Annotated in this window: 21 protein-coding genes and 1 riboswitch; of the genes, 9 read left to right on the forward strand and 12 right to left on the reverse strand. The window is 59.6% G+C overall.

Features of this window, described 5'->3' with window-relative positions; all coding sequences use genetic code 11:
• Window positions 1-113 precede the first annotated feature (113 nt).
• Complete coding sequence (locus tag ACIPIN_RS17470) at window positions 114-833, reverse strand: 16S rRNA (uracil(1498)-N(3))-methyltransferase (RefSeq protein WP_401120504.1); 720 nt, start codon at window positions 831-833, stop codon at window positions 114-116.
• Window positions 834-1,008: 175 nt separating this feature from the next.
• Entirely contained in the window at window positions 1,009-2,415 is a 1,407-nt protein-coding gene (locus tag ACIPIN_RS17475; protein ID WP_401120505.1) for an adenosylmethionine--8-amino-7-oxononanoate transaminase, read from the reverse strand.
• Between the two features lie 322 nt (window positions 2,416-2,737).
• Here ACIPIN_RS17475 and ACIPIN_RS17480 point away from each other — a divergent pair, with 322 nt between their 5' ends.
• Together ACIPIN_RS17480 and ACIPIN_RS17485 are read left to right on the forward strand one after the other, a co-directional pair.
• Window positions 2,738-3,289, forward strand: a complete 552-nt coding sequence (locus tag ACIPIN_RS17480; RefSeq protein WP_401120506.1) for a cytochrome b — start codon at window positions 2,738-2,740, stop codon at window positions 3,287-3,289.
• 31 nt (window positions 3,290-3,320) lie between these two features.
• A complete protein-coding gene (locus ACIPIN_RS17485) occupies window positions 3,321-3,899 on the forward strand; it encodes a YceI family protein (RefSeq protein ID WP_401120508.1) in 579 nt (192 codons plus the stop codon).
• Between the two features lie 66 nt (window positions 3,900-3,965).
• Here the strand turns inward: ACIPIN_RS17485 and ACIPIN_RS17490 are convergent, their stop codons facing one another.
• The 4 genes from ACIPIN_RS17490 to ahcY form a co-directional block, all read right to left on the reverse strand.
• The gene (locus ACIPIN_RS17490) at window positions 3,966-5,819 is read right to left on the reverse strand and encodes a DEAD/DEAH box helicase (protein WP_401120509.1); all 1,854 of its coding nucleotides are present in this window, start codon (window positions 5,817-5,819) and stop codon (window positions 3,966-3,968) included.
• A 226-nt stretch (window positions 5,820-6,045) separates the two neighbouring features.
• Entirely contained in the window at window positions 6,046-6,861 is an 816-nt protein-coding gene (locus tag ACIPIN_RS17495) for a substrate-binding periplasmic protein (RefSeq protein WP_401120510.1), read from the reverse strand.
• 184 nt (window positions 6,862-7,045) lie between these two features.
• The gene (gene metF / locus ACIPIN_RS17500; protein ID WP_401120511.1) at window positions 7,046-7,891 is read right to left on the reverse strand and encodes a methylenetetrahydrofolate reductase [NAD(P)H]; all 846 of its coding nucleotides are present in this window, start codon (window positions 7,889-7,891) and stop codon (window positions 7,046-7,048) included.
• A gap of 160 nt (window positions 7,892-8,051) precedes the next feature.
• Entirely contained in the window at window positions 8,052-9,461 is a 1,410-nt protein-coding gene (gene ahcY / locus ACIPIN_RS17505; RefSeq protein WP_401120512.1) for an adenosylhomocysteinase, read from the reverse strand.
• 23 nt (window positions 9,462-9,484) lie between these two features.
• Window positions 9,485-9,587, reverse strand: a riboswitch (S-adenosyl-L-homocysteine riboswitch).
• A 198-nt stretch (window positions 9,588-9,785) separates the two neighbouring features.
• Between ahcY and ACIPIN_RS17510 the strand changes: the two genes are divergently transcribed.
• Window positions 9,786-10,190, forward strand: coding sequence for an acyl-CoA thioesterase (locus tag ACIPIN_RS17510; protein WP_103396738.1), 405 nt, complete (start codon window positions 9,786-9,788; stop codon window positions 10,188-10,190).
• Between the two features lie 115 nt (window positions 10,191-10,305).
• On the opposite strand, the gene ACIPIN_RS17515 is transcribed toward ACIPIN_RS17510, so the two are convergent.
• Window positions 10,306-11,475: an MFS transporter gene (locus tag ACIPIN_RS17515; protein ID WP_401120513.1), complete on the reverse strand. Its 1,170-nt coding sequence runs from the start codon at window positions 11,473-11,475 to the stop codon at window positions 10,306-10,308.
• A gap of 194 nt (window positions 11,476-11,669) precedes the next feature.
• Between ACIPIN_RS17515 and ACIPIN_RS17520 the strand changes: the two genes are divergently transcribed.
• Complete coding sequence (locus ACIPIN_RS17520) at window positions 11,670-12,503, forward strand: EamA family transporter (RefSeq protein WP_401120515.1); 834 nt, start codon at window positions 11,670-11,672, stop codon at window positions 12,501-12,503.
• Between the two features lie 35 nt (window positions 12,504-12,538).
• Window positions 12,539-12,922, forward strand: coding sequence for an MAPEG family protein (locus ACIPIN_RS17525; RefSeq protein WP_123426462.1), 384 nt, complete (start codon window positions 12,539-12,541; stop codon window positions 12,920-12,922).
• A gap of 128 nt (window positions 12,923-13,050) precedes the next feature.
• On the opposite strand, the gene ACIPIN_RS17530 is transcribed toward ACIPIN_RS17525, so the two are convergent.
• Complete coding sequence (locus tag ACIPIN_RS17530) at window positions 13,051-14,235, reverse strand: murein transglycosylase A (RefSeq protein WP_401120516.1); 1,185 nt, start codon at window positions 14,233-14,235, stop codon at window positions 13,051-13,053.
• Between the two features lie 128 nt (window positions 14,236-14,363).
• Between ACIPIN_RS17530 and ACIPIN_RS17535 the strand changes: the two genes are divergently transcribed.
• A complete protein-coding gene (locus ACIPIN_RS17535) occupies window positions 14,364-14,813 on the forward strand; it encodes a c-type cytochrome (RefSeq protein WP_401120518.1) in 450 nt (149 codons plus the stop codon).
• Window positions 14,814-14,932: 119 nt separating this feature from the next.
• On the opposite strand, the gene ACIPIN_RS17540 is transcribed toward ACIPIN_RS17535, so the two are convergent.
• The 4 genes from ACIPIN_RS17540 to ACIPIN_RS17555 all read right to left on the reverse strand — a co-directional run bounded on the left by ACIPIN_RS17540 (window position 14,933) and on the right by ACIPIN_RS17555 (window position 19,518).
• On the reverse strand, window positions 14,933-15,328 hold the full coding sequence (locus ACIPIN_RS17540) for a DUF1090 domain-containing protein (protein ID WP_401120519.1): 396 nt from the start codon (window positions 15,326-15,328) through the stop codon (window positions 14,933-14,935).
• Between the two features lie 97 nt (window positions 15,329-15,425).
• On the reverse strand, window positions 15,426-17,072 hold the full coding sequence (gene ligB / locus ACIPIN_RS17545; protein WP_401120583.1) for an NAD-dependent DNA ligase LigB: 1,647 nt from the start codon (window positions 17,070-17,072) through the stop codon (window positions 15,426-15,428).
• A gap of 241 nt (window positions 17,073-17,313) precedes the next feature.
• Window positions 17,314-18,504, reverse strand: coding sequence for a methionine adenosyltransferase (metK, locus tag ACIPIN_RS17550; protein ID WP_401120521.1), 1,191 nt, complete (start codon window positions 18,502-18,504; stop codon window positions 17,314-17,316).
• An 18-nt stretch (window positions 18,505-18,522) separates the two neighbouring features.
• Window positions 18,523-19,518: an ArsR/SmtB family transcription factor gene (locus ACIPIN_RS17555; protein ID WP_401120523.1), complete on the reverse strand. Its 996-nt coding sequence runs from the start codon at window positions 19,516-19,518 to the stop codon at window positions 18,523-18,525.
• 273 nt (window positions 19,519-19,791) lie between these two features.
• Between ACIPIN_RS17555 and tkt the strand changes: the two genes are divergently transcribed.
• The 3 genes from tkt to ACIPIN_RS17570 all read left to right on the forward strand — a co-directional run bounded on the left by tkt (window position 19,792) and on the right by ACIPIN_RS17570 (window position 24,224).
• Window positions 19,792-21,789, forward strand: a complete 1,998-nt coding sequence (gene tkt / locus ACIPIN_RS17560; RefSeq protein WP_401120525.1) for a transketolase — start codon at window positions 19,792-19,794, stop codon at window positions 21,787-21,789.
• A 175-nt stretch (window positions 21,790-21,964) separates the two neighbouring features.
• On the forward strand, window positions 21,965-23,035 hold the full coding sequence (epd, locus tag ACIPIN_RS17565; RefSeq protein WP_401120526.1) for an erythrose-4-phosphate dehydrogenase: 1,071 nt from the start codon (window positions 21,965-21,967) through the stop codon (window positions 23,033-23,035).
• 25 nt (window positions 23,036-23,060) lie between these two features.
• Complete coding sequence (locus ACIPIN_RS17570) at window positions 23,061-24,224, forward strand: phosphoglycerate kinase (RefSeq protein ID WP_401120527.1); 1,164 nt, start codon at window positions 23,061-23,063, stop codon at window positions 24,222-24,224.
• Window positions 24,225-24,234: the final 10 nt, after the last annotated feature.

Consider the following 24,234-nt stretch of genomic DNA (forward strand, 5'->3'; position numbering starts at 1 on the left):
CCTGCCGCCTGCGCTGTTTGAGCAGCAAGCGGCCTAATGCTCCTACAGAGCGGTTCAAAAAAACTGAACCACAACACCGAAGGCTGCGATCTTTTAGCAGGCGACATACCCGCCTAGAAATCACCCCAAAGTTGCTGGGCCACGGCCAACGCCACCACCGGCGCGGTTTCGGTGCGCAGTACTCGCGGGCCGAGGCGGGCGGAATGGAAGCCGGCGCTTTGCGCCTGTTCGACTTCCGCATCCGACAACCCGCCTTCCGGGCCGATCAGGAACGCCAGTGTCGAAGGTTTGGCATGGCTGACCAGCGGCTCGGCCACCGGGTGTAGCACCAGTTTCAATTCAGTCTCGGTCTGCTTCAGCCAGTCGGCCAGCAGCAAGGGCGGGTGAATCACTGGCACTCGTGAACGGCCGCATTGTTCGCACGCGCTGATAGCGACTTGACGCCAGTGTTGCAGGCGTTTGTCGGCGCGTTCGTCCTTGAGCCGGACTTCGCAGCGGTCAGTGAAAATCGGGGTGATTTCAGTCACGCCCAGTTCGGTGGCTTTCTGAATCGCCCAGTCCATCCGTTCGCCTCGGGACAAACCCTGGCCCAGATGAATCTGCAACGGCGACTCGATTTGCCCGGCAAAACTTTCCGTCAACGCCACGCGCACGCGCTTCTTGCCGACTTCCGCCAGTGTGCCGCGAAACTCCTGACCTGAACCGTCGAACACTTGCAATGCATCGCCCTCGGCCATGCGCAGCACGCGACTGATGTAGTGCGCCTGGGCCTCTGGCAATTCATGCTCGCCGAGGCTCAGGGGGGCGTCGATAAAGAAGCGGGACAGTCTCATTCGGGTTCTCTGAAAAGGGTGCTGGTTATCTGAGTCGGTGTCGACATCTTTATGGGCGGCCTGCCCCTGTGGGAGCGAGCCTGCTCGCGATAGCATCACCGAGGTCTAGCAGATCGACTTCGGTGTCCGCATCGCGAGCAGGCTCGCTCCCACATAGACCGTATAGTGCGATCCATCAACCCGGATCGCGGAAGCCCGGATGGAAGTCCTTCGGCACCGCCACGCTGACCTTGTTGCTGGTGGCGATATCGATCCCTTCGCTGGCGACTTCGGCAAGGAAGTCGATCTGCTCGGGGGTGATCACGTACGGTGGCAGGAAATACACCACGCTGCCCAATGGCCGTAACAGCGCACCACGTTCCAGAGCGTGCTGGAACACTTTCAGCCCACGGCGTTCCTGCCATGGGTAGGCGGTCTTGCTCGCTTTGTCCTGAACCATCTCGATAGCCAGCACCATGCCGGTCTGGCGCACTTCCGAGACGTGTGGATGATCAACCAGGTGCGCGGTCGAGCTGGCCATGCGCTGGGCAAGGGCCTTGTTCTTCTCGATGACGTTGTCTTCTTCGAAGATATCCAGCGTCGCCAACGCCGCCGCACAGGCCAGCGGGTTGCCGGTGTAGCTGTGGGAATGCAGGAAGGCGCGCAGGGTCGGGTAGTCGTCGTAGAAAGCGCTGTAGACCTCGTCCGTGGTAACGCACGCGGCCAGCGGCAGGTAGCCGCCGGTCAAGGCTTTGGACAGGCACAGGAAGTCCGGACGGATGCCGGCCTGTTCGCAGGCGAACATCGTGCCGGTGCGGCCGAAGCCGACGGCGATTTCGTCGTGGATCAGGTGCACGCCGTAACGGTCACAGGCTTCGCGCAGCAATTTCAGGTACACCGGGTGATACATGCGCATGCCGCCAGCACCCTGGATCAGCGGCTCGACGATCACCGCGGCGACGGTTTCATGGTTTTCGGCCAGGGTCTGTTCCATCGCGGCGAACATGTTGCGCGAATGCTCTTCCCAGCTCATGCCTTCGGGGCGCAGGTAGCAGTCCGGGCTCGGCACCTTGATGGTGTCCAGCAGCAGCGCTTTATAGGTTTCGGTGAACAACGGCACGTCGCCGACCGACATCGCGGCCATGGTTTCGCCGTGGTAGCTGTTGGTCAGGGTGACAAAGCGTTTCTTGTTCGGCTGGCCGCAGTTGAGCCAGTAGTGAAAGCTCATTTTCAGCGCGACTTCGATGCAGGACGAACCGTTATCGGCGTAGAAACACCGTGTCAGGCCTTCCGGCGTCATCTTCACCAGGCGTTCGGACAACTCGATCACCGGTTGATGGCTGAAGCCTGCGAGGATCACGTGTTCCAGTTGATCGACCTGGTCCTTGATCCGCTGGTTGATCCGCGGGTTGGCGTGGCCGAACACGTTGACCCACCAGGAGCTGACCGCATCGAGGTAGCGTTTGCCTTCGAAGTCTTCGAGCCATACGCCTTCGCCGCGCTTGATCGGGATCAGCGGCAGTTGTTCGTGGTCTTTCATCTGGGTGCAGGGATGCCACAAAACCGCGAGATCTCGCTGCATCCACTGATTATTCAAGCCCATCTTCGTTCTCCTGGAGGCGGTTCGCGGCATGCGCGGCCGTTCAATCGCGCAAGCCTATGCAATGCCAGGCGAGCGGACAACCTATTGTGGCGTTTGCACATGGAAACACAGGTGCGCTACGTGGTTGTATTGACGTGCGCATACTCTGACAGGGCACGGTAAAGCTACTTCCGATTGCGTCGCTCGCTGGGGGTTAATCTTTCCTTAACCCACCTATTTCAGACTCTTGATCGTATTTCTCGATATTTCAAAGCGAAATTTTCGGCTTTAAATCGATAGATAACTCGATAGTCTTGGTCGCAGTTCTTACAGGATTTGGGCAATGCAGCTACGTAACTCTTCCTCCCGCTACGGCTGGGTCAGCATCTTTCTGCACTGGGGCGTGGCGCTGGCAGTCTTCGGTCTGTTTGCTCTGGGCTTGTGGATGGTTGGTCTCGACTACTACAGCACCTGGCGCAAAGAAGCGCCGGACCTGCACAAAAGCATCGGCCTGACATTGTTCGCGATCATGCTGCTGCGGGCGTTGTGGCGCTTTATCAGCCCGCCACCGCCAGCCTTGACCAACTACAGTCGCATGACTCGCCTGGGCGCCACGCTGGGCCATGGGTTTCTGTATTTCAGCCTGTTCGCTGTGATGATTGCCGGTTACCTGATTTCCACTGCAGACGGTGTCGGGATTCCGGTGTTTGGCCTGTTTGAAATTCCTGCGCTGATTTCCGGTCTACCGGACCAGGCAGACATAGCGGGTGCTATTCATCTGTATCTGGCGTGGGCACTGGTAATTTTTTCCGGTCTCCATGCGTTGGCAGCACTGAAGCACCACTTTATCGACCGTGATGCGACCCTGACGCGAATGCTGGGACGCAAAGCCTGATGTTCAACCTCGACTCCAAGGAATAGAAAGCATGTTGAAAAAGACTCTCGCCGCTCTGGCAATCGGTACTGCTCTGTTGTCGGCAGGGCAAGCGATGGCCGCGGAATACACAATCGACAAGGAAGGCAATCACGCCTTCGTCGACTTCAAGATCAGCCACCTGGGTTACAGCTTCATCCACGGTACTTTCAAGGATTGGAACGGCAAGTTCAACTTCGACGCCAAGGCTCCAGAAGCCAGCAAAATCGACGTTGTCCTGAAAACCGCCAGCATTGATACCAACCACGCTGAACGTGACAAGCACATCCGTACCCCGGACTTCCTGGACGCCGCGAAATTCCCCGAAGCCAAGTTCGTTTCCACCAGTGTTAAATCCACTGGCGAAAAAACCGCTGACGTGACCGGCGACCTGACTCTGCACGGCGTGACCAAGCCAGTCGTGTTCAAGGCAACCTTCAACGGCGAAGGCAAGGATCCATGGGGCGGCTACCGTGCCGGCTTCAACGGTACTACCACGCTGCAGTTGAGCGAGTTCGGTATCAAAGGCCCAGGTCCTACTTCCCAGACCCTGGACCTGGACATCTCGTTTGAAGGTGTTCAAGCGAAATAATTTTCGCTGCTGACACAAAAACGCCCCCGATCTCGCGATCGGGGGCGTTTTTGTTAGCGCGATAAATCAGCGGTTGCGAGTCAGCAACGCTGGTTTCTCGCCGCGTGGGCGGCTTGGCAGTTGATCGAGCTGCTCAGGTGTCGGGAAACGATCAGCCTTGGACTCCTTGTGCATGATCTTCGGCTGGGTACCGCGCGGGTTTTGCACTGCGGGCTCCTGACGCGGCTGCTCGTCACGGGCCGGGCGGTTGCGCGACTCTTCGCGACGGGCCTGGCCGTCACGTGGTGCGCCACTGCGTGGACCGCTGCGTTTGGCAGGCGGGGTGCCAGTGCTGGCGCCGCTGCTGTTACGCGGGCCGTTCTGACGACCTTGCGGCTGACCGGTACGTGGAGCAGCTGCGCCCGCGCCTTGTGCCGGAGCACCCGGACGGCGGCCGCGGCCCTGAGGGGCTTTCTGCTGCGGAACGTAGTCGACGCGGTTACCGAAGTTATCGACATCGTCGTCGAGGAACTCGTCCGGTGCACGGTCAGCGGCGGCGCGGGGTGCCGGACGCTGCTGTTCACGGGCCGGAGTACCCTCGCGAGGTTTTTGAGCCGGGCGTTCGCCACGGCCGGCAGCCGGTTTTTCCTTACCTCCCTTGTCCTTGCCTTTGTCCTTACGACCGCCACCACCACCGCTGCCGTTTGGACCGTCGCCGCGCGGGCCACGTGGGTTGCGCGGGTTACGCACATCCGGACGCTCGCGAACTTCTGGCTTCTCGGCTTCTACAGCGCTGGAATCAAAACCCATCAGATTGCCATCGGCAATTTTCTGCTTGGTCATGCGCTCGATGCTTTTCAGCAGTTTTTCTTCGTCCGGGGCAACCAGCGAGATCGCTTCGCCCGAACGACCGGCGCGGCCAGTACGGCCGATACGGTGCACATAGTCTTCGTCGACGTTTGGCAGCTCGAAGTTGACCACGTGTGGCAGTTGGTCGATATCCAGGCCGCGAGCGGCGATATCGGTGGCGACCAGAATGCGCACTTCACCAGCCTTGAAGTCGGCCAGGGCTTTGGTGCGAGCGTTCTGGCTCTTGTTACCGTGGATCGCGACGGCGCTCAGGCCGTGTTTGTCCAGGTACTCGGCCAGACGGTTGGCGCCGTGCTTGGTGCGGGTGAAGACCAGGACCTGTTCCCAGGCGCCGGCAGTAATCAGGTGCGCCAGCAGCGAGCGTTTGTGGCTGGCGGCCAGGCGGAACACGCGTTGTTCGATACGCTCGACCGTGGTGTTCGGCGGCGTGACTTCGATGCGTTCCGGGTTGTGCAGCAACTTGCCGGCAAGGTCAGTGATGTCCTTGGAGAAGGTTGCCGAGAACAGCAGGTTCTGACGTTTGGCTGGCAGGCGGGCGAGGACTTTTTTCACGTCATGGACGAAGCCCATGTCGAGCATCCGGTCCGCTTCGTCCAGTACCAGGATTTCCACGTGGGACAGGTCGACGCTGCCTTGGCCGGCCAGGTCGAGCAAGCGACCCGGGCAGGCCACCAGTACGTCAACACCGCGGGACATGGCCTGAACCTGTGGGTTCATGCCAACGCCGCCGAAGATGCAGGCACTGACGAATTTCAGGTCACGGGCGTAGACCTTGAAGCTCTCGTGCACCTGAGCGGCCAGTTCGCGAGTCGGGGTCAGGACCAGTACGCGTGGTTGGCGCGGGCCGTGACGCTGGGATTTGTCCGGGTGACCGTTGGGGAACAAGCGCTCCAGAATCGGCAGGGCGAAGCCGCCGGTTTTGCCAGTACCTGTCTGTGCCGCGACCATCAGGTCGCGACCTTGCAACACGGCGGGAATGGCCCGCTGTTGCACCGGAGTAGGCTCGGTATAGCCCGCTGCCTCGATGGCGCGGACTAAAGCCTCGGAGAGACCGAGGGAAGCAAAGGACATGAGTAATCCTGTTTTAGTTAGGGCTTGGCCCAATGGGATAGTCTTGCCTGGCGCGAATGGCGTTTAAGAGAAGCGCAATCGCGTCCGGTCCTGCTGGGCCTTGAAGGCTCATCTTCGAGTACTCGCGCGGGCTGAAAAGCTGCGCTGTAGCGGTGTCGAGATGCCTTAAACAAGACCGAGCGTCCGGGCGTGAGCCTGGCGGGAAGGCCGGAGTATAACAGAGCAATCACGGAGCGCTGCTTTCCTGCTGCTCAACGGTTTTTCCGTTGCTGGCTTGCGGCGCGATTAACGGGTCGGTATTTACCGGGCCGGCGCCATAACGCGCACTCAATTGAGCGTAGGCCGGTTCGCGTTTGAAGCGCTTGAGCTCGGCGCCGAAACGCTGCACCAGCAGGTCCATGCCGGCATTGCGGCGCAGGGCCAGAAACTGTTTTTCGTGGCTGATGACCGTCGGGCTTTCGCTGATCTGGCCGCGCAGTTTCAAGGTGTCGAGCAGGGTTTGGCCAACCCGGCGGTCAGTGATCAGCAGGTCGATACGCCCGCGTTGCAGCTTGCCGAAGTTGGCTTCATGGGTTGGCGCAGGTTCGCGGGTGAACAGGGTCGAGTCCCTGAAGTCCTGGCTGTACAGGTAGCCGGGGGAGGTGCCGATGGTCAGGCCGCGCAGGTCTTCAAGGGTGCGGAAGGGGTGAGGGCGATCATTGGCATAGAACATCACGAACTCGACTTCCGACAGCGGTTCGCTGGGATAGAGCAGGGTGGCGTCGCGTTCGTTGCTGTGGAAGATATCCAGCACGCCGTCGACCAATCCTTGATCCAGCATGGCCAGGCAGCGTTTCCATGGCAGGAATTGCCACTGCACTTCAATCCCCAACCGCTGGAAGACGATTGCCGTGGTTTCGTAATCCAGCCCAAGGGCCTGGCCGTTTTCCTCGTATACGTAGGGCATCCAGGGCTCGGTGACAATGCGCAATTTCTCGCCCCGAGCAGTAAAGCTCAGGCAAGCAAAAAGCACGGCTGTCAGTAATTGGGCAATGACGGGCATCGCTGGAGATTACGACGAGATTTGAGCAATAGCCAGAAACGGGTGTTAGAAGAGGGGGCTCTAGCACAAGGGATTTGGGCGTGTGATCCGAGAGTCGAAAGATCGCAGCCTTCGGCAGCTCCTACGGATTATCCGCGTAGGAGCTGCCGAAGGCTGCGATCTTTTGATCTTGCCTGTACGACTTTTAACGCGGCAGTTTCAGGTTGTTCCATACCGCCAGGCTAGGTTCAGCCTGGTTCAGGGTATAGAAATGCAGCCCTGGTGCACCGCCTTGCAGCAAGCGTTCACACATTTCGGTGATCACTTGCTCGCCGAAACCCTGAATGCTCTGGGTGTCGTCACCGTAGGCTTCCAGCTGCTTGCGGATCCAGCGCGGGATTTCCGCACCGCAGGCGTCGGAAAAGCGTGCCAGCTTGCTGTAGTTGGTGATCGGCATGATGCCCGGAACAATCGGGATGTTCACACCCATAGCCCGTACACGCTCGACGAAGTAGAAGTAGCTGTCGGCGTTGAAGAAGTACTGGGTGATCGCACTGTCGGCACCGGCGTTGGCCTTGCGCACGAAGTTGGTGAGATCGTCTTCGAAGTTGCGCGCTTGCGGGTGCATTTCCGGGTAAGCGGCGACTTCGATGTGGAAGTGGTCGCCAGTCTCTTCACGAATGAAGCTCACCAGGTCATTGGCGTGGCGCATTTCGCCGCTGGCCATGCCCATGCCCGAAGGCAGGTCACCGCGTAAAGCGACGATCCGCTTGATGCCGGCTGCCTTGTATTGAGTCAGCAGGCCGCGCAAGTCAGCCTTGCTGTCGCCAACGCAAGACAGATGCGGTGCGGCAGGGACTTTGACTTCGCTTTCGAGCTGCAACACGGTGTTGAGGGTGCGATCACGGGTCGAACCACCAGCGCCATAGGTGCAGGAGAAGAAATCGGGGTTGTAAGTGGCCAGCTGACGGGCAGTGGCGATAAGTTTTTCATGCCCAGCGTCGGTCTTCGTAGGGAAGAACTCGAAGCTGTAGCGACGGTCTTGGGACATTGGAATACCCTTGAGAGCTCGTAAGCCTGTGAGACTTGCACATCCCATGTGGGAGCGGGCTTGCTCGCGAAGGCGCCGGGTCAGTCGACATCAATGTTGAATGATTGGCCGCCTTCGCGAGCAAGCCCGCTCCCACAAGGAGAGCAGGCTGCAGGACCTATCAGTAGCGGTAAGCGTGCGGCTTGAACGGGCCTTCGACGGTCACGCCGATGTATTCAGCCTGTTGCTTGGTCAGTTGAGTGACCACGCCACCGAAACCGCGGACCATTTCCAGGGCCACTTCTTCGTCGAGTTTCTTCGGCAGTACTTCAACCGTCAGGCGCTCGGCTTTCTGGGCTGGCGACAGGTCGGCGTACTTCTGGCCGAACAGGAAGATCTGCGCCAGAACCTGGTTGGCGAACGAGCCGTCCATGATGCGGCTTGGGTGGCCAGTGGCGTTGCCCAGGTTAACCAAACGGCCTTCGGCCAGCAGGATCAGGTAGTCGTCGTTCTGTGCGTCGAAATCGCCAGGGCCGGTACGGTGAACCTTGTGAACCTGTGGCTTCACTTCTTCCCATGCCCAGTTCTTGCGCATGAAAGCAGTGTCGATTTCGTTGTCGAAGTGACCGATGTTGCAGACAACGGCACGCTTCTTCAGGGCTTTGAGCATGTTTGCGTCGCAAACATTGACGTTGCCGGTTGTAGTCACGATCAGGTCGATCTTGCCCAGCAGTGCCTTGTCGATGCTTGCTTCAGTACCGTTGTTGATACCGTCGATGAACGGCGAAACCAGTTCGAAACCGTCCATGCAGGCTTGCATGGCGCAGATCGGGTCAACTTCGGAAACTTTAACGATCATGCCTTCCTGACGCAGGGACTGGGCCGAACCCTTGCCCACGTCACCGTAACCGATGACCAGCGCTTGCTTGCCGGACAACAGGTGGTCGGTACCGCGCTTGATCGCATCGTTCAGGCTGTGACGGCAGCCGTACTTGTTGTCGTTCTTGCTCTTGGTTACCGAGTCGTTGACGTTGATGGCCGGGATTTTAAGCTCGCCCATGGCCAGCATGTCCAGCAGACGGTGTACGCCAGTGGTGGTTTCTTCGGTCACGCCGTGGACGCGGTCCAGGATGGCCGGGTACTTCTTGTGCAGCAGTTCGGTCAGGTCGCCGCCGTCGTCGAGGATCATGTTGGCATCCCACGGCGCGCCATTCTTCAGGATGGTTTGCTCAAGGCACCACTCGTACTCTTCTTCGGTTTCACCTTTCCAGGCGAAAACCGGGATACCGGCAGCGGCGATAGCGGCAGCGGCCTGGTCCTGAGTCGAGAAAATGTTGCAGGACGACCAGCGTACTTCGGCACCCAGGGCAACCAGGGTTTCGATCAGCACGGCAGTCTGAATGGTCATGTGGATGCAGCCGAGGATCTTCGCGCCCTTGAGCGGTTGCTCACCAGAGTACTTGCGACGCAGGCCCATCAGGGCTGGCATTTCGGATTCTGCGATGATGGTTTCGCGACGGCCCCAGGCAGCCAGGGACATGTCGGCAACTTTGTAATCGGTAAAATCTGCAGGCGTGTTTACAGCGCTCATGAAGAGCCTCCATTCGTAATGTATGCGAATGGGCGCCGTTGTGCGTTTAGTGTCTGGTCGATGACGACCAAGCAACGCCCCATCCGAGCCTGACAGGTCGAACCTGCTGCAGCGCCCCTCGGACAGGTGGCGGGAAAACGGTATCAATGCAACGTTACCGTTTTGAAACGGTGGCGATTATAGCGGGCTACGCTGATCTTCCAAAGCCTTTCTGCAGGTCAATGTCTGAACGGTAATCGAGACCATAGTCGATGCCCAATAGAGCTCTAGGTCGGGCTCTGCCATGATGGCGCCCATCATTCGGCAAGACGCTCAGGAGTGAATATGAATTTCCACACCCGCAAATGGGTAAAGCCCGAAGACCTCAACCCCAACGGCACACTGTTCGGCGGCAGCCTGCTGCGCTGGATTGACGAAGAAGCGGCCATCTATGCGATCGTCCAGCTGGGCAACCAGCGCGTGGTCACCAAGTACATTTCCGAAATCAACTTTGTCAGCGCCTCGCGTCAGGGCGACATCATCGAGTTGGGTATCACCGCCACCGAATTTGGTCGCACCTCGATCACCCTGACCTGCGAAGTGCGCAACAAAATCACTCGCAAAAGCATCCTCACGGTCGAGAAGATGGTCTTCGTCAATCTGGGCGAAGACGGCTTGCCGGCGCCACATGGCCGGACCGAGATCAAGTACGTCAAAGACCAGTTCCAGGATGATGCGTCCGTCGAATGACCGCGGTCCCTGTAGGAGCAAAGCTTGCTCGCGATGGGCTCAACTCGGTTTCAGCGGTGTTGCTAGTGGCGCCATCGCGAGCAAGCTTTGCTCCTACGGTACAGCGACATGTCGATCAGCCAGGGACATTGACCGTTGCCGCACTGCGACGTTGCAGGTAGATGAAGAACAGCGCGGTGAACACGGTCAGCCCTCCGACCAGTGCGCCAGTCCACGGCAGGTCTGCCAGATCGGCGCCGCTGGCCACCACCAGTCCACCGATCCATGCACCGGCTGCGTTGCCCAGGTTGAATGCGCTTTGGTTCAGGGTCGAGCCCAGATTTGGCGCCTCAAAGGCCTGATCGATGATCAGCAGTTGCAGAATCGGGCACAGTGCAAAAGCGAACACGCCCCACAGCACAAGGGTGATGGCTGCCGGTATCACCGAGTGGCTGGTCTGGCTGAACGCGGCCAGCACCAGCACGACCGCGAGGGCCATGCCGACCAATGACGGCAGCAAGCGGCTGTCGGCCAGGCGCCCGCCGAGTATGCTGCCGGCAGTCAAACCCACGCCGAACAACAACAGCATGATGGTCACGCCGTGAGGGCTGACGCCGGTGATGTCCTGCAGGATCGGTGCGATGTAGGTGAACACGCTGAACAGGCTGGTGGACGCCAGCACACTCATGCCCAACGCCAGCAGCACATTGGGTTTGCCCAGAACCTTGAATTCGCTGGCCAGGTTGGCCTTGTCCATGGCGATCTCTTTCGGCAGCCAGACCCACTGGGCGATGGCCGCAATCACGCCGATTACCGACACCGCCCAGAAAGTCGAACGCCAGCCCGCGTATTGCCCGAGTGCGGTGCCCAGCGGTACGCCGAGCACGTTGGCCAGGGTCAGGCCGGTGAACATCATCGCAATCGCCTGGGCACGTTTGTTCGGCGCCACCAGCCCGGCGGCGACCACCGAGCCGATGCCGAAGAATGCGCCATGGCACAGTGCGGTGATCACCCGTGCGGCCATCAACGTGGCGTAGTTAGGGGCTAGCGCGCAGAGGATGTTGCCGAGGATGAACATCAGCGTCATGCCCAGCAGCGTGGCTTTGCGCGGCATGTTGGCGGTGCCGACCGCGAGGATCGGGGCACCGAACACCACGCCCAAGGCGTAGCCGGTGATCAGCAGACCGGCTTCGGGAATGCTCACGGCGAGGTCGCGGGCGACATCGGGCAGCAAGCCCATGATGACGAATTCAGTGGTGCCGATGCCGAAGGCGGCAACAGCCAGTGCAAGCAAGGCGAGTGGCATGCGCAAGGTCTCTGTCGGTAGTCTTGACGCTCTGATCAGGCATACGCATGCCGGCTCCCGGCTTCGTGAGACGTCGGGTAGCGGCAGAAATTTATTGGAATAGGTATGTGCGCAACTGAGTGCGGCGTGGTCGGTTGCAGTATAAACAGCTGCTGACATATGACGAATCAATTCTCTGCAGACAAGGAGGTCGTGTGCTCGCGACGGTTCTGGTGTTGGTGGCGGCGCTGTTGCACGCGGCCTGGAATACGCTGATCAAATTCAGTGGTGAGCGGTTATTGGTCGTGGCCTGCATGGACAGCGTGGCGATGCTGTTTGTCGCGCTGATGCTGGGTTTCGTAGTGCTGCCACCGATGGACATCTGGCCGTGGATTTTCGCTTCGGCGGCCTTCGAGTTGCTCTATCGCTATCTGCTGATCCAGGCCTATCGGGTCGGCGATCTCGGATTGGTCTATCCACTGATGCGCGGTTTGTCGCCATTGGTGGTGTTGGCGCTGACGCTGATCTTTGCCGGCGAAGTGCTGACGACCCAGCAAATCCTCGGCATTTTGCTGATCCCGTTCGGCATGCTGTGCCTGCTCTGGCAGGGCGGTGGCGGGGAGCGTTTGCCGTGGTCGATGTTGCCGGTGGTGGTGCTGATCGGCTTTTGCATCGGCTGCTACACCTTTATCGATGGGCAGGCATTGCGGCGCTGGTCGCACCCGCTCGATTATCTGGTTTGGGTCACGCTGTTCAGTGCCTGGCCGTTCCCGCTGTTGGCGCTGGTGCGCAAGCGTCCGGCCTTTATGCTGTTTTGGCGTGAACAGTGGCGACTGGGCTTGAGTGTCGGGTTCTGCGTGTTGTTCAGCTACGCTTTGGTGCTCTGGGCCATGCAGTTGGGGTCGATTGCCGAAGCGGCGGCGCTGCGCGAAATCAGCGTGATTCTGGTGGTGCTGTTCGGCATGCGTTACCTCAAAGAACCTTTTGGCAGGCCCAGGCTCTTAGCCTGTGGACTGGTACTGGCTGGCATGCTCGTGATGAAGTTCTGAGCGAACGTTCACAAAACTCTAAAAAGGAATCTGCAATGACTGTTGCTCTGTGGTGTGTATTGATCGCGATTTTCTTGCCGTACGTTTGCACCTCCATCGCCAAGATTGGGGGTAAGTTCGGGCTTCGGGATAATCATGATCCGCGAGACTTTCTTGAATCCCTCGACGGGTTTGCCAGGCGTGCCCACTGGGCCCAGTTGAACAGCTTTGAAGTGACCCCGGCATTTGCCGCTGCGGTCATCGTTGCGCATCTGGCCGGCAATGCCGAGCTGGTGACGATCAACGTGCTGTCGGTGCTGTTCATCACCAGCCGTCTGCTTTACATCATCTGTTACCTGGCGGATTGGGCGATCCTGCGTTCGCTGGTGTGGTTTGTCGGCATGGGGCTGATCGCCAGTTTCTTTTTTGTGTCGATCTGAGGTTCAGTGGCTGAAATTTTCGGTGTTTGTGCGGGCCTCTTCGCGAGCAAGCCCGCTCCCACAGGAGAATGCATTCCAATGTGGGAGCGGGCTTGCTCGCGAAAGCTATCTATCAGTCGCAGCAGAACTTAAGGATTGGCTTTAACCGTGTCGGCCACCTGCGGCAGTTGCGGCAATGCCGCGCCTTTTGGCCAGAGCATCCAGATTTGTCCTTGCTGTTTCATGTCGCCGGCCAGTTGCCCGGCGGCATCGCCCGTGCCCCAGAACAGATCGGCACGAACTTCACCAGTGATCGCGCCGCCGGTGTCCTGCGCTGCGACTGGTCGCACCAGCGCGCTGCCATCAGGACGAGTGGTGGATAACCACAGCAGGCTGCCCAGCGGAATGACCTTGCGATCCACCGCCACGCTGTAACCCGAGGTCAGTGGCACGTTCAGCGAACCGCGCGGGCCTTCGTTGCTGTCGGGGTTGCGGTTGAAGAACACGTAGCTCGGGTTGCTGCCGAGCAGTTCAGGGATGCGTGTCGGGTGGGCCTTGGCCCAGGCGCTGATAGCACCCATCGTCACTTCTTCTTTTTTCAGCTCGCCCTGATCTACCAGCCAGCGACCGATAGGACGGTACGGGTGACCGTTCTGGTCGGCATAGCCGATGCGCAGTTGGCGGCCGTCTTCCAGTTGAATGCGGCCCGAGCCCTGGATCTGCAGAAATTGCAGGTCCATCGGGTCGGTCAGCCAGGCCAGCACGGGTGCTTTCACCCCTTTGGTTTCAATGGCGGCGGCATCGTCGTAAGGCTTGAGCACTCGGCCTTCAAGGCGACCGCGCAGGCGCTTGCCTTTGAGTTCCGGGTAAATGCTCTCCAGGGAGACGATGATCATGTCATCCGGCACGCCGTAAACCGGTACGTTGGCCACCGGGTTCTGCGTCAGGCTGCCCGGATAGACCGGCTCGTAATAGCCGGTGATCAGGCCATTGGCATTGCCAGCGGAAGAACGCAGGCCGTAAACCTCCAGCTGTTCCTTGAGAAAACCACGGATCGCATCAGCGGTTTGCGGCACATTGGCTGCCGCTGCGCAGGTCGTGCCCCAGACCGGGTCGGACTTCAGGCGGGTACAGGCGCTGCGCCAGGAACCGAAACCGGCCAGCAAGTCGTTATCGGACACCGTCGGCAAGGCTTCCCAGGTCGCGCTGGAATAGGTGGCGATGGCGTGGGTTTGTGGTTTAGCGTTGTCTCCACTGTTGCAACCGGCGAGCAGGGCGACCATCGGAAGGGTCCAGACCAGACTGTTGCGCCAGACGTTGAAAAGGCTGTTCATGCGGTACTTCCTTTAAAGGTTGCCCGAGCGCTTCCAGCGTTCAAGCAACCCTTATTGTTAATAGGGCTATTGGTCTTTGTCGGCGACGCGAGGATACTGGCCGACGTTTCCCGTGACCTGAAGCCACCATGACTCTTAAAAGACTTTCTGTTGTATTGCTGGCCTGTCTGACGCTGTCCGCCTGTGGCGGTGTCGATCCGAACTCGCCGCTGGGTCAGCGCAAGGCAATCTTCAAGCAAATGCTCAAAACCGGCGAAGACCTGGGCGGCATGTTGCGTGGACGCATTCCGTTCGACGGCCCGCGTTTTACCGAAGGTGCGGTCAAACTCGACGCCTTGTCCCATGAGCCGTGGAAGCATTTCCCACAGGTTCGTGAGGACGGCAAAACCAGCGCCAAAGACGATGTCTGGCAGCAGCAGTCGCGTTTCCAGGACATGGCCCGCACACTTGAGGCCGCCACCGGTGAATTGGTGATTACCAGCAAGGTTCAGCCGTACAAGGTCAGCAACCTGGGGCCGGCCGTGCAGAAAGTCGAAGACGCCTGTAGCGCGTGCCATAAACAGTTTCGTGATCACTGATTGGTGTTGCTCCGGCTGACGTCTTCGCGAGCAAGCCCGCTCCCACAGTCTATGCGGTGTCCATGTGGGAGCGGGCTTGCTCGCGAAGGCTGCCTGGAGCACGACATCAATCTTTCTTCTTATTTATCCAGCTCATCCAGCGCTTGCTGCAATTCCTTGCGGGACTCGGCGAGTTTGTCTTTGCGTTTGTTGATCTTCTCGGCGTCGCCCTTTTTCATCGCCTTGTCGAGGTCGGCCTGGCGGCTGCTGACTTCGTGCTTGGCGTCGAGCACCTTATTCTCGCGCTCTTTCTTCAAGGCGGCATCGGTGCAGTGGTCGGTGACTTCGCTCAGGGCTTTTTCCAGGCCAGCCTGTTGATCGGCATTGCCATGGGCCTTGGCCTGTTCGATCTGGGTGCTGATGGACTGGCGCTTGGCGGCACAACCAGTGAGTTCCGGTGGGGCTTCGGCAGCCATCAGCGGTGCCGCCATGACGCCGCAAAGGGTCAACAAGGCGAGCGGTGAAAGAAATTTCATAAAGGCTCCGTTTAAAAAATCATCAGGTCGGCGAGCCGATGGGCTGTTGGAGCGCATCGATACCTATTGGGTTCAAAACTGCCGGATCTCTGAGCATCTAGAAACCGTCTATTCCGGCAGCGCGTAATTGTTCGCTCAAGGCCAGCACCTGCGGATCGCGGAAAAATGCGCTCAATTGTGCAGCGCGCCCCGGGCCGATTCCGGCTTCGGTCTGCCATTGCCCAGTGTCTCGTTGCGCCAGTAATTGCCATGAATCTGCAAGTCTGGCCTCGCCCGTGGGCGGCAAGCCCAAGGCCTTCAGCCAACGTGAAAAGGGTTGTTGCCGGGCGCTTTGCAGGCTGTTCAGCAAACGGGCACTGCTGCGCTCGCCGAAGCCGTCAATGTTAGCAAGCTCTTGGGCATCGAGGGTCAACCAATCGAGCAGCCCCTTGAGGTGGCCGGCGCTGATCAGCTTTTCCCAGGTGCCGGGACCTAGATGGCGCAGCGCCAGTCCTTGTTTGCCACTGAGCCAGCTCAGCCGTGCGAGAAACTGGCTTTCGCAGCCCGGCGTCGGTTGCCAGCAACTGAGGTGGTGAAAGTCTTCTGCACGCGGCGCGCTCACCTCTGGCCGTTCAGTGCTGCGCAACACCACGCCGTCGAGTCGCGGAATGGTCAGCCCGGCAAGGCTGATGGCGACCTGATCGCCGGGACGGATATCCATTGCCTGCCAGCGCTGCAGCGAACTGACGCTTACACGTTTGATCTGCCGGTCATCCAGCATGACCGGAGCAAGCTCCAATACCGGAGTAATGCGCCCGGTGCGACCGATCTTGAAATTGACCTTGCGCACTTCGGTCAGTGCCTGGGCGAAAGGGTACTTCCAGGCCACGCTCCAGGACGGTGTTTTCGCCTGCCAGCGCTCTGCCGCCGGGCGTAGGCTCTGACGCAAGACAATACCGTCGCTGGCAAACGGCAGAGGCGTGCGATACCAGTGATCACGCCAGCGCTCGGCGTCGGCAAACGTGCTGAGGGGTTGGCTGTAGAACTCACTGTCAGAGAAGCCCAACGCTTTCAGAGCGGCCAGGCGCTCTGGCAAGCTGGTCGGACCTTGCGGCCAGTCCCAGACGAACAGCCCGATCCCGCTGGCGTCCTCCGGGCTCAGTTTTTTGCGGGCCATCAAGCCGGCCACGGTGCTGCGGGCATTCAGGCTGCCACTTTTGGCTTGCACATGATCCGCCAGGCGCCAATAGAGTTCGCCTTGCAACAGCAGGTCCAACGGCTGCGGCAGTTGCTGGGGAATTGCGGCGATCTTGCGCGCCGAGGCTGTCCAGTCCTGGCCATTGATCCCGTCACCACGGCTTATCGCCTGCTGCAGTTGACCCTCACGGTAAATCAACGTGACCGCCACACCATCGACTTTGGGTTGAACCCAGATATCGTCGCGTGACTTGAGCCAGGCCTCGACTGCCCGACCGTCGATGAGTTTTTCGAGGCCTGTGTGGGGGATTGGGTGGGTAACCGTGCCACGGGCGGTACGTAGCGGATTTTCAGCTGTTGAGGTCGGCTCGAAGCACACCCGCCAAGCTTTGAGGCGGGCGCGAGATTGGTCGTAGAGTTCGTCGGCGACCAGCGAATGCCCTTGCCGGTGATAGCTGTCGTCCCAGCGCTCGATTTGCTGTTGCAGCGCGGTGATTTCGGCTTGAGCCCGGATAGGGAGCCAGTCGGGGCAGGTAGTGGCGTGAGCGTTCAGGCCGGCAACTATCAGCCAAAACCGATCATCAGACGAAGCGTGGGCAGCATCATGAGCATCCTTGCTCGAGTTGGATGCCTGAAGGCTAGATCAGCTGTGAAGCCTGCGAGCGCAGGTAGTTTTCAGGGTGTGTCGAGAGAGGATCGCATTCCAATGTAGGAGCTGCCGCAGGCTGCGATCTTTTGATCTTTCCAATACCCATGAAAAAGCCCCGCACGGCGAACCGTGCGGGGCTTTTTGTGCAGCCGGAAAAATCTTACAGGCCGGCAGCCGCGCGCAGGGATTCGGCGCGGTCGGTTTTTTCCCAAGTGAAGGTGGTGAAGGTATCGTCACCCACAGTCTTGGTTTCCGGAGTACGACCGAAGTGGCCGTAGGCTGCAGTTTCCTGGTACATCGGGTGCAGCAGGTCGAGCATGGTGGTGATCGCGTATGGACGCAGGTCGAACACTTCGCGGACCAGTTTGATGATCTTGTCATCGCTGATCTTGCCGGTGCCGAAGGTGTTCAACGAGATCGAAGTCGGCTGAGCGACGCCGATGGCGTAGGAAACCTGAATCTCGCAACGCTCGGCCAGGCCAGCAGCGACGATGTTCTTGGCGACGTAACGACCGGCGTAGGCAGCGGAACGGTCAACCTTCGATGGATCTTTACCGGAGAACGCACCGCCACCGTGACGGGCCATGCCGCCGTAGGTATCAACGATGATCTTGCGACCGGTCAGGCCGCAGTCGCCAACCGGGCCACCGATGATGAAGTTGCCGGTCGGGTTGATGTGGAACTGGGTGTCTTTGTGCAGCAGTTCAGCTGGCAGCACGTGCTTGACGATCAGCTCCATCACGCCTTCGCGCAGGTCTTTGTAAGATACTTCCGGGTTGTGCTGAGTCGACAGAACGATCGCGTCGATGCCCACAACCTTGCCGTTTTCATAGCGGCAAGTGACTTGCGACTTGGCGTCCGGGCGCAGCCATGGCAGCAGGCCGGATTTGCGGGCTTCAGCCTGACGCTGAACCAGCTGGTGCGAGAAGGTGATCGGTGCCGGCATCAGCACGTCGGTTTCGTTGCTGGCGTAGCCGAACATCAAGCCCTGGTCGCCAGCGCCTTGATCTTCTGGCTTGCTGCGGTCAACGCCCTGGGCGATGTCTACCGACTGCTTGCCGATAATGTTCATCACGCCGCAGGTCGCGCCGTCGAAGCCGACATTCGAGCTGTTGTAGCCGATGTCGAGGATCACGTTACGGACGATGTCTTCCAGATCGACCCAGGCCGAGGTGGTGACTTCGCCGGCGATGATCGCCACGCCCGTTTTCACCAGAGTCTCGCACGCCACACGGGCGAACTTGTCTTCAGCAATGATGGCGTCCAGCACCGCATCAGAAATCTGGTCGGCGATTTTGTCCGGATGCCCTTCAGACACGGACTCGGAGGTGAAAAGGGAGTATTCGCTCATCTCGATTTTTTCCTGAATTTACCGATGGTGAGTGTCGCCAGCCGGTCGCTGAAAATGGCGGACCTGGATCAGGAAACCATTAAGTAAGCCTACATAGAGGCTTTCCCCGGGAACGAGTCCCGCAGCGGTGGCCCAACGGGCCAAATCGTCCTGTTCAAACCCCAACCAAAGATCACCGCAGGCCTCCCTGGCCCAACTTTGGTTGTGGCTACATAACTCTGTCACTAACAGGCTACCGCCTGGTTGCAGCAAACCGGCCATGTGCTTGAGCGCATCGGCTGGTGCGGCGAAATGGTGCAAGACCATGTTCAGTACAACGCAATCGCCGACCAGGCTTACGCCATTCAATGCATCGGCCAATTGCAGGCTGACGTTAGCCAGCTTTTCACGTTCGCAGACCTGACGCGCCAGTTCGAGCATTGCCGGGCTGTTGTCGAGCGCCGTGACCTGACTGAAACGGCGCGCCAGTTCCGGCAGAAAGCTGCCGTCACCGGGGCCGACTTCAATCGCTGTGGCGCCTTCGTTGAAACTCAACTTGTCGAGCAGCGCCAGCACGCTTTCGCGGTACTGCGCCAGGCCGGCGATCAAGTCTTGCTGGGCGCGAAACTTTTCCGCAACCCGTGAGAAAAAATCCTGGCTGGCAGCGGCTCGTTGCCCATGGACCTGACTGATCCGTGCCTGCACATCGCTGGGCAGGGTCAGGTTGTCCACTTCTTCGAGCAGTGCCGCGTGCAGCTTGCCGCCCAGCAGTTCGGTGTGGGGCAGGGCGCGACGATAAAAAATCGCGTTGCCTTCACGGCGGGTCGCTACCAGATCGGCCTGGGCCAGCACCTTCAAGTGGTGGCTCATGCCTGATTGACCGGTGGCGAAAATTTGCGCCAGCTCCAGCACGCCGAACGAATCATTGGCCAATGCGCGCAAAACGTTCAGCCGCAACGGATCGCCGCCGGCCTTGCACAGGGCCGCCAGCTCATCGCAATCGTCATGGCGAATGGAAGGCACGCGTAAATTCATAAGGCCAGCAGTCTAGTGATGCACTGAAATCCCTGCAAGGCCAATATCAAAAAGTTTTGATATTGCTCGATAGATGGCACTTCCTGGGCTGCGCTTCACTCTACAAACGAAGCGCGGAAAGGTTTCACCAGGCGAATCCGCATTTATCCACAGGAAAAACGTCCCGGATCGACTATCTGTCATTGCCCCGAGGCGTCCGGGTGAGGGAAAATGCTCGCCTTTTTTCCGTTTCATTCTATTCACTCTCGATTCAGAATCCGCAGGAGAACAGCGATGCCCAGCCGTCGTGAGCGTGCCAACGCCATTCGTGCCCTCAGCATGGATGCCGTGCAAAAAGCCAACAGCGGCCATCCCGGTGCCCCTATGGGTATGGCGGATATCGCCGAAGTGCTTTGGCGTGACTACCTCAAGCACAACCCGAGCAATCCATCCTTTGCCGACCGCGACCGGTTCATCCTGTCCAACGGTCATGGCTCGATGTTGATCTACTCGCTGCTGCACCTGACCGGCTACGACCTGTCGATCGATGACCTGAAAAGCTTCCGCCAACTGCACAGCCGCACCCCGGGTCACCCGGAACTCGGCTACACCCCGGGCGTTGAAACCACCACTGGCCCGTTGGGTCAGGGCCTGGCCAACGCCGTGGGTTTTGCTTTGGCAGAAAAAGTCCTGGCGGCGCAGTTCAACCGTCCCGGTCACAACGTTGTCGACCACCACACCTACGTGTTCCTGGGTGATGGCTGCATGATGGAAGGCATTTCCCACGAAGTCAGCTCCCTGGCCGGTACGCTGGGCCTGGGCAAACTGATCGCCTTCTACGATGACAACGGCATCTCCATCGACGGCGAAGTCGAAGGCTGGTTCACCGATGACACCCCGAAGCGTTTCGAAGCCTACAACTGGCAAGTGATCCGCAACGTTGACGGTCACGACCCGGAAGAGATCAAGACCGCGATCGAAACTGCACGCAAAAGCGCGCAGCCGACGCTGATCTGCTGCAAAACCATCATCGGCTTCGGTTCGCCGAACAAGCAGGGCAAGGAAGACTGCCACGGCGCCGCTCTGGGTGACGCGGAAATCGCTTTGACCCGTGCCGCGCTGAAGTGGAACCACGCCCCGTTCGAAATCCCGGCCGACATCTACGCCGAGTGGGACGCCAAGGAAGCCGGCCGTGCGGCCGAAGCCGAGTGGGATCAGCGTTTCGCTGCTTACTCCGCCGAATTCCCTGAGCTGGCCAACGAGCTGGTTCGTCGTCTGAGCGGTGAGCTGCCAGAGGACTTCTCTGAGAAGGCTGCGGCCTACATCGCTGAAGTCGCGGCCAAAGGCGAAACCATCGCCAGCCGTAAAGCCAGCCAGAACGCCCTGAACGCGTTTGGCCCGTTGCTGCCGGAACTGCTCGGCGGTTCGGCTGACCTGGCCGGTTCCAACCTGACCCTGTGGAAAGGTTGCAAAGGTGTCAGCGCTGAAGACGCCAGCGGCAACTACATGTACTACGGCGTTCGCGAGTTCGGCATGACTGCCATCATGAACGGCGTCGCCCTGCACGGCGGCCTGGTGCCTTACGGCGCGACCTTCCTGATGTTCATGGAATACGCCCGCAACGCAGTGCGCATGTCCGCCCTGATGAAGCAGCGGGTGATCCACGTCTATACCCACGACTCCATCGGTCTGGGCGAAGACGGCCCGACTCACCAGCCAATCGAGCAACTGGCCAGCCTGCGCTGCACGCCGAACCTCGACACCTGGCGTCCTGCCGATGCCGTTGAGTCGGCCGTGGCCTGGAAGTGCGCCCTGGAGCGTAAAGACGGTCCTTCGGCACTGATCTTCTCGCGTCAGAACCTGCAGCACCAAACCCGTGACGCGGTGCAGATCGAACTGATCAACCGTGGTGGTTACGTGCTCAAGGATTGCTTCGGTGAGCCTGAGCTGATCCTGATCTCCACCGGTTCGGAAGTGGGTCTGGCCGTTCAGGCCTACGACAAACTGACTGAACAGGGCCACAAGGTGCGCGTGGTTTCCATGCCGTGCACCAGCGTGTTCGATGCTCAGGACGCCGGCTACAAGCAAGCGGTTCTGCCGTTGCAGGTCAGCGCGCGTATCGCCATCGAGGCCGCTCACGGGGACTACTGGTACAAGTACGTGGGCCTGGAAGGCCGTGTCATCGGCATGACCACCTACGGCGAGTCGGCGCCTGCGCCTGCCTTGTTCGAAGAGTTCGGCTTCACCCTGGAAAACATCCTGGGTCAGGCTGAAGAGTTGCTGGAAGACTAAGTCCAGGTGATGTATTGCCTGTTCTGACGCCATCGCGGGCAAGCCTTGCTCCTACAGATTTATGTCGTGCCCGAATCTCGTGGCAATCATCTATCCGTAGGAGCAAGGCTTGCCCGCGATGACAATGGAACATTCAACGCTGAACTGACGGATTCACCAGGTAATCGAGAACCCCATGCCTCAACCGCGTCCTTACAAAGTTGCACTCAACGGCTACGGCCGGATTGGTCGTTGCGTCTTGCGTGCTTTGTTCGAGCGAGGGGCGGCGGCCGGTTTTGAAATTGTTGCGATCAACGATCTGGCCGACATGGCCAGCATCGAATACCTGACACGCTTCGACTCCACCCACGGGCGTTTTCCCGGTGAGGTGAAGGTCGACGGCGATTGTCTGCATATTAAGGGCAACTGCGTGAAGGTCCTGCGCAGTGCCACCCCCGAAGGCATTGATTGGGCGTCGCTGGGCGTCGATCTGGTGCTGGAGTGCTCCGGCGCTTACCACACTCGTGCAGACGGCCAGCGTTTCCTCGACGCCGGCGCACCGCGTGTGCTGTTTTCCCAGCCGATGGCCAGCGAAGCGGATGTCGACGCCACCATCGTCTACGGCGTCAATCAGGATTGCCTGACCGGCGATGAACTGCTGGTGTCCAATGCGTCCTGCACCACCAACTGCGGCGTGCCGCTGTTGCGTCTGCTGGATCAGGCCTTTGGTCTGGATTACGTGTCGATCACCACGATTCACTCGGCGATGAACGATCAGCCGGTGATCGACGCCTATCACCACGAAGACCTGCGCCGCACCCGTTCGGCGTTCCAGTCGGTGATCCCGGTGTCCACCGGTCTGGCGCGCGGTATTGAACGCTTGCTGCCGGAACTTGCCGGGCGAATTCAGGCCAAAGCCGTACGCGTGCCGACGGTTAACGTGTCTTGCCTCGACATCACGATGCAAACCGTCACCGACACCGACGCCACCGAGGTCAACCGGATCCTGCGCGAGGCTGCCACCAGCGGCCCGCTCAAGGGGCTGTTGGCGTATACCGAATTGCCTCACGCCAGTTGTGATTTCAACCATGACCCACATTCGGCGATCGTCGATGCCAGTCAGACCCGCGTTTCCGGCCCAAGGCTGGTGAACGTGCTGGCCTGGTTCGACAACGAATGGGGTTTTGCCAACCGAATGCTGGATGTTGCAGAACACTATCTGCAAACAGCTATCAAGCACTCTGTCCCTCAAAAAACTGCTCTCTAAAACAGCTACCCAGGAAATGCGACCCATGACCGTGTTGAAGATGACCGACCTCGATCTGCAAGGTAAGCGCGTATTGATCCGCGAAGACCTCAACGTCCCAGTCAAGGACGGTGTTGTCACCAGCGATGCGCGAATCCTGGCCTCGCTGCCGACCATCAAGCTGGCCCTGGAAAAAGGCGCGGCCGTGATGGTCTGCTCGCACCTGGGCCGTCCGACCGAAGGTGAATTCTCGGCCGAGAACAGCCTCAAGCCAGTCGCAGACTATTTGAGCAAGGCTCTGGGCCGCGAAGTGCCGCTGGTGTCCGACTACCTGGGCGGTGTTGACATCAAGGCCGGCGACATCGTGCTGTTCGAGAACGTGCGCTTCAACAAAGGCGAGAAAAAGAACGCTGACGAATTGGCCCAGCAATACGCCGCCCTGTGCGACGTGTTTGTGATGGACGCCTTCGGCACCGCTCACCGTGCCGAGGGTTCGACCCACGGCGTGGCCAAATTCGCCAAAGTCGCCGCCGCTGGCCCGTTGCTGGCTGCCGAACTGGACGCATTGGGCAAAGCCCTTGGCGCCCCGGCCCAGCCAATGGCGGCCATCGTTGCCGGCTCCAAGGTCTCGACCAAACTCGACGTGCTGAACAGCCTGAGCCAGATCTGCGACCAACTGATCGTCGGTGGCGGTATCGCCAACACCTTCCTGGCCGCTGCCGGTCACCCGGTCGGCAAATCGCTGTACGAGCCCGACCTGCTGGACACCGCCCGTGCCATCGCCGCTAAAGTCAGCGTGCCATTACCGGTCGACGTGGTGGTTGCCAAGGAATTTGCCGAAAGCGCTACCGCGACCGTCAAGCTGATCGCCGACGTGGCTGCCGACGACATGATCCTCGACATCGGCCCACAGACCGCAGCGCACTTCGCTGAACTGCTGAAGTCGTCGAAAACCATTCTGTGGAACGGCCCGGTCGGCGTGTTCGAATTCGACCAGTTCGGCAACGGCACCAAAGTCCTGGCTCAGGCCATCGCAGACAGCTCGGCGTTCTCCATCGCGGGCGGCGGCGACACCCTGGCAGCTATCGATAAATATGGCGTTGCCGGGCAAATCTCCTACATTTCTACCGGCGGTGGCGCGTTCCTCGAGTTCGTCGAAGGCAAGGTGCTGCCAGCCGTTGAAGTCCTGGAAAGCCGGGCAAAGGCCTAAGGGTCATCCA

Origin of the sequence: Pseudomonas sp. NPDC087697 (genome assembly GCF_044743155.1) — a bacterium.
Taxonomy (GTDB): Bacteria; Pseudomonadota; Gammaproteobacteria; order Pseudomonadales; family Pseudomonadaceae; genus Aquipseudomonas.

Excerpts from the sequence above, each read along its gene's own strand:
- ahcY (WP_401120512.1), bottom strand. The coding sequence starts at position 9,461 with ATGAGCGCTGTAAACACGCCTGCAGATTTTACCGATTACAAAGTTGCC.
- metK (WP_401120521.1), bottom strand. The coding sequence starts at position 18,504 with ATGAGCGAATACTCCCTTTTCACCTCCGAGTCCGTGTCTGAAGGGCAT.
- epd (WP_401120526.1), top strand. The coding sequence starts at position 21,965 with ATGCCTCAACCGCGTCCTTACAAAGTTGCACTCAACGGCTACGGCCGG.
- metF (WP_401120511.1), bottom strand. The coding sequence starts at position 7,891 with ATGTCCCAAGACCGTCGCTACAGCTTCGAGTTCTTCCCTACGAAGACC.
- ACIPIN_RS17515 (WP_401120513.1), bottom strand. The coding sequence starts at position 11,475 with ATGCCACTCGCCTTGCTTGCACTGGCTGTTGCCGCCTTCGGCATCGGC.
- ACIPIN_RS17495 (WP_401120510.1), bottom strand. The coding sequence starts at position 6,861 with ATGCCCGTCATTGCCCAATTACTGACAGCCGTGCTTTTTGCTTGCCTG.
- ACIPIN_RS17540 (WP_401120519.1), bottom strand. The coding sequence starts at position 15,328 with ATGAAATTTCTTTCACCGCTCGCCTTGTTGACCCTTTGCGGCGTCATG.
- ACIPIN_RS17475 (WP_401120505.1), bottom strand. The coding sequence starts at position 2,415 with ATGGGCTTGAATAATCAGTGGATGCAGCGAGATCTCGCGGTTTTGTGG.
- ACIPIN_RS17525 (WP_123426462.1), top strand. The coding sequence starts at position 12,539 with ATGACTGTTGCTCTGTGGTGTGTATTGATCGCGATTTTCTTGCCGTAC.
- ACIPIN_RS17555 (WP_401120523.1), bottom strand. The coding sequence starts at position 19,518 with ATGAATTTACGCGTGCCTTCCATTCGCCATGACGATTGCGATGAGCTG.
- ACIPIN_RS17480 (WP_401120506.1), top strand. The coding sequence starts at position 2,738 with ATGCAGCTACGTAACTCTTCCTCCCGCTACGGCTGGGTCAGCATCTTT.
- ACIPIN_RS17485 (WP_401120508.1), top strand. The coding sequence starts at position 3,321 with ATGTTGAAAAAGACTCTCGCCGCTCTGGCAATCGGTACTGCTCTGTTG.
- ACIPIN_RS17490 (WP_401120509.1), bottom strand. The coding sequence starts at position 5,819 with ATGTCCTTTGCTTCCCTCGGTCTCTCCGAGGCTTTAGTCCGCGCCATC.
- ACIPIN_RS17535 (WP_401120518.1), top strand. The coding sequence starts at position 14,364 with ATGACTCTTAAAAGACTTTCTGTTGTATTGCTGGCCTGTCTGACGCTG.
- tkt (WP_401120525.1), top strand. The coding sequence starts at position 19,792 with ATGCCCAGCCGTCGTGAGCGTGCCAACGCCATTCGTGCCCTCAGCATG.
- ACIPIN_RS17570 (WP_401120527.1), top strand. The coding sequence starts at position 23,061 with ATGACCGTGTTGAAGATGACCGACCTCGATCTGCAAGGTAAGCGCGTA.
- ACIPIN_RS17470 (WP_401120504.1), bottom strand. The coding sequence starts at position 833 with ATGAGACTGTCCCGCTTCTTTATCGACGCCCCCCTGAGCCTCGGCGAG.
- ACIPIN_RS17510 (WP_103396738.1), top strand. The coding sequence starts at position 9,786 with ATGAATTTCCACACCCGCAAATGGGTAAAGCCCGAAGACCTCAACCCC.
- ACIPIN_RS17530 (WP_401120516.1), bottom strand. The coding sequence starts at position 14,235 with ATGAACAGCCTTTTCAACGTCTGGCGCAACAGTCTGGTCTGGACCCTT.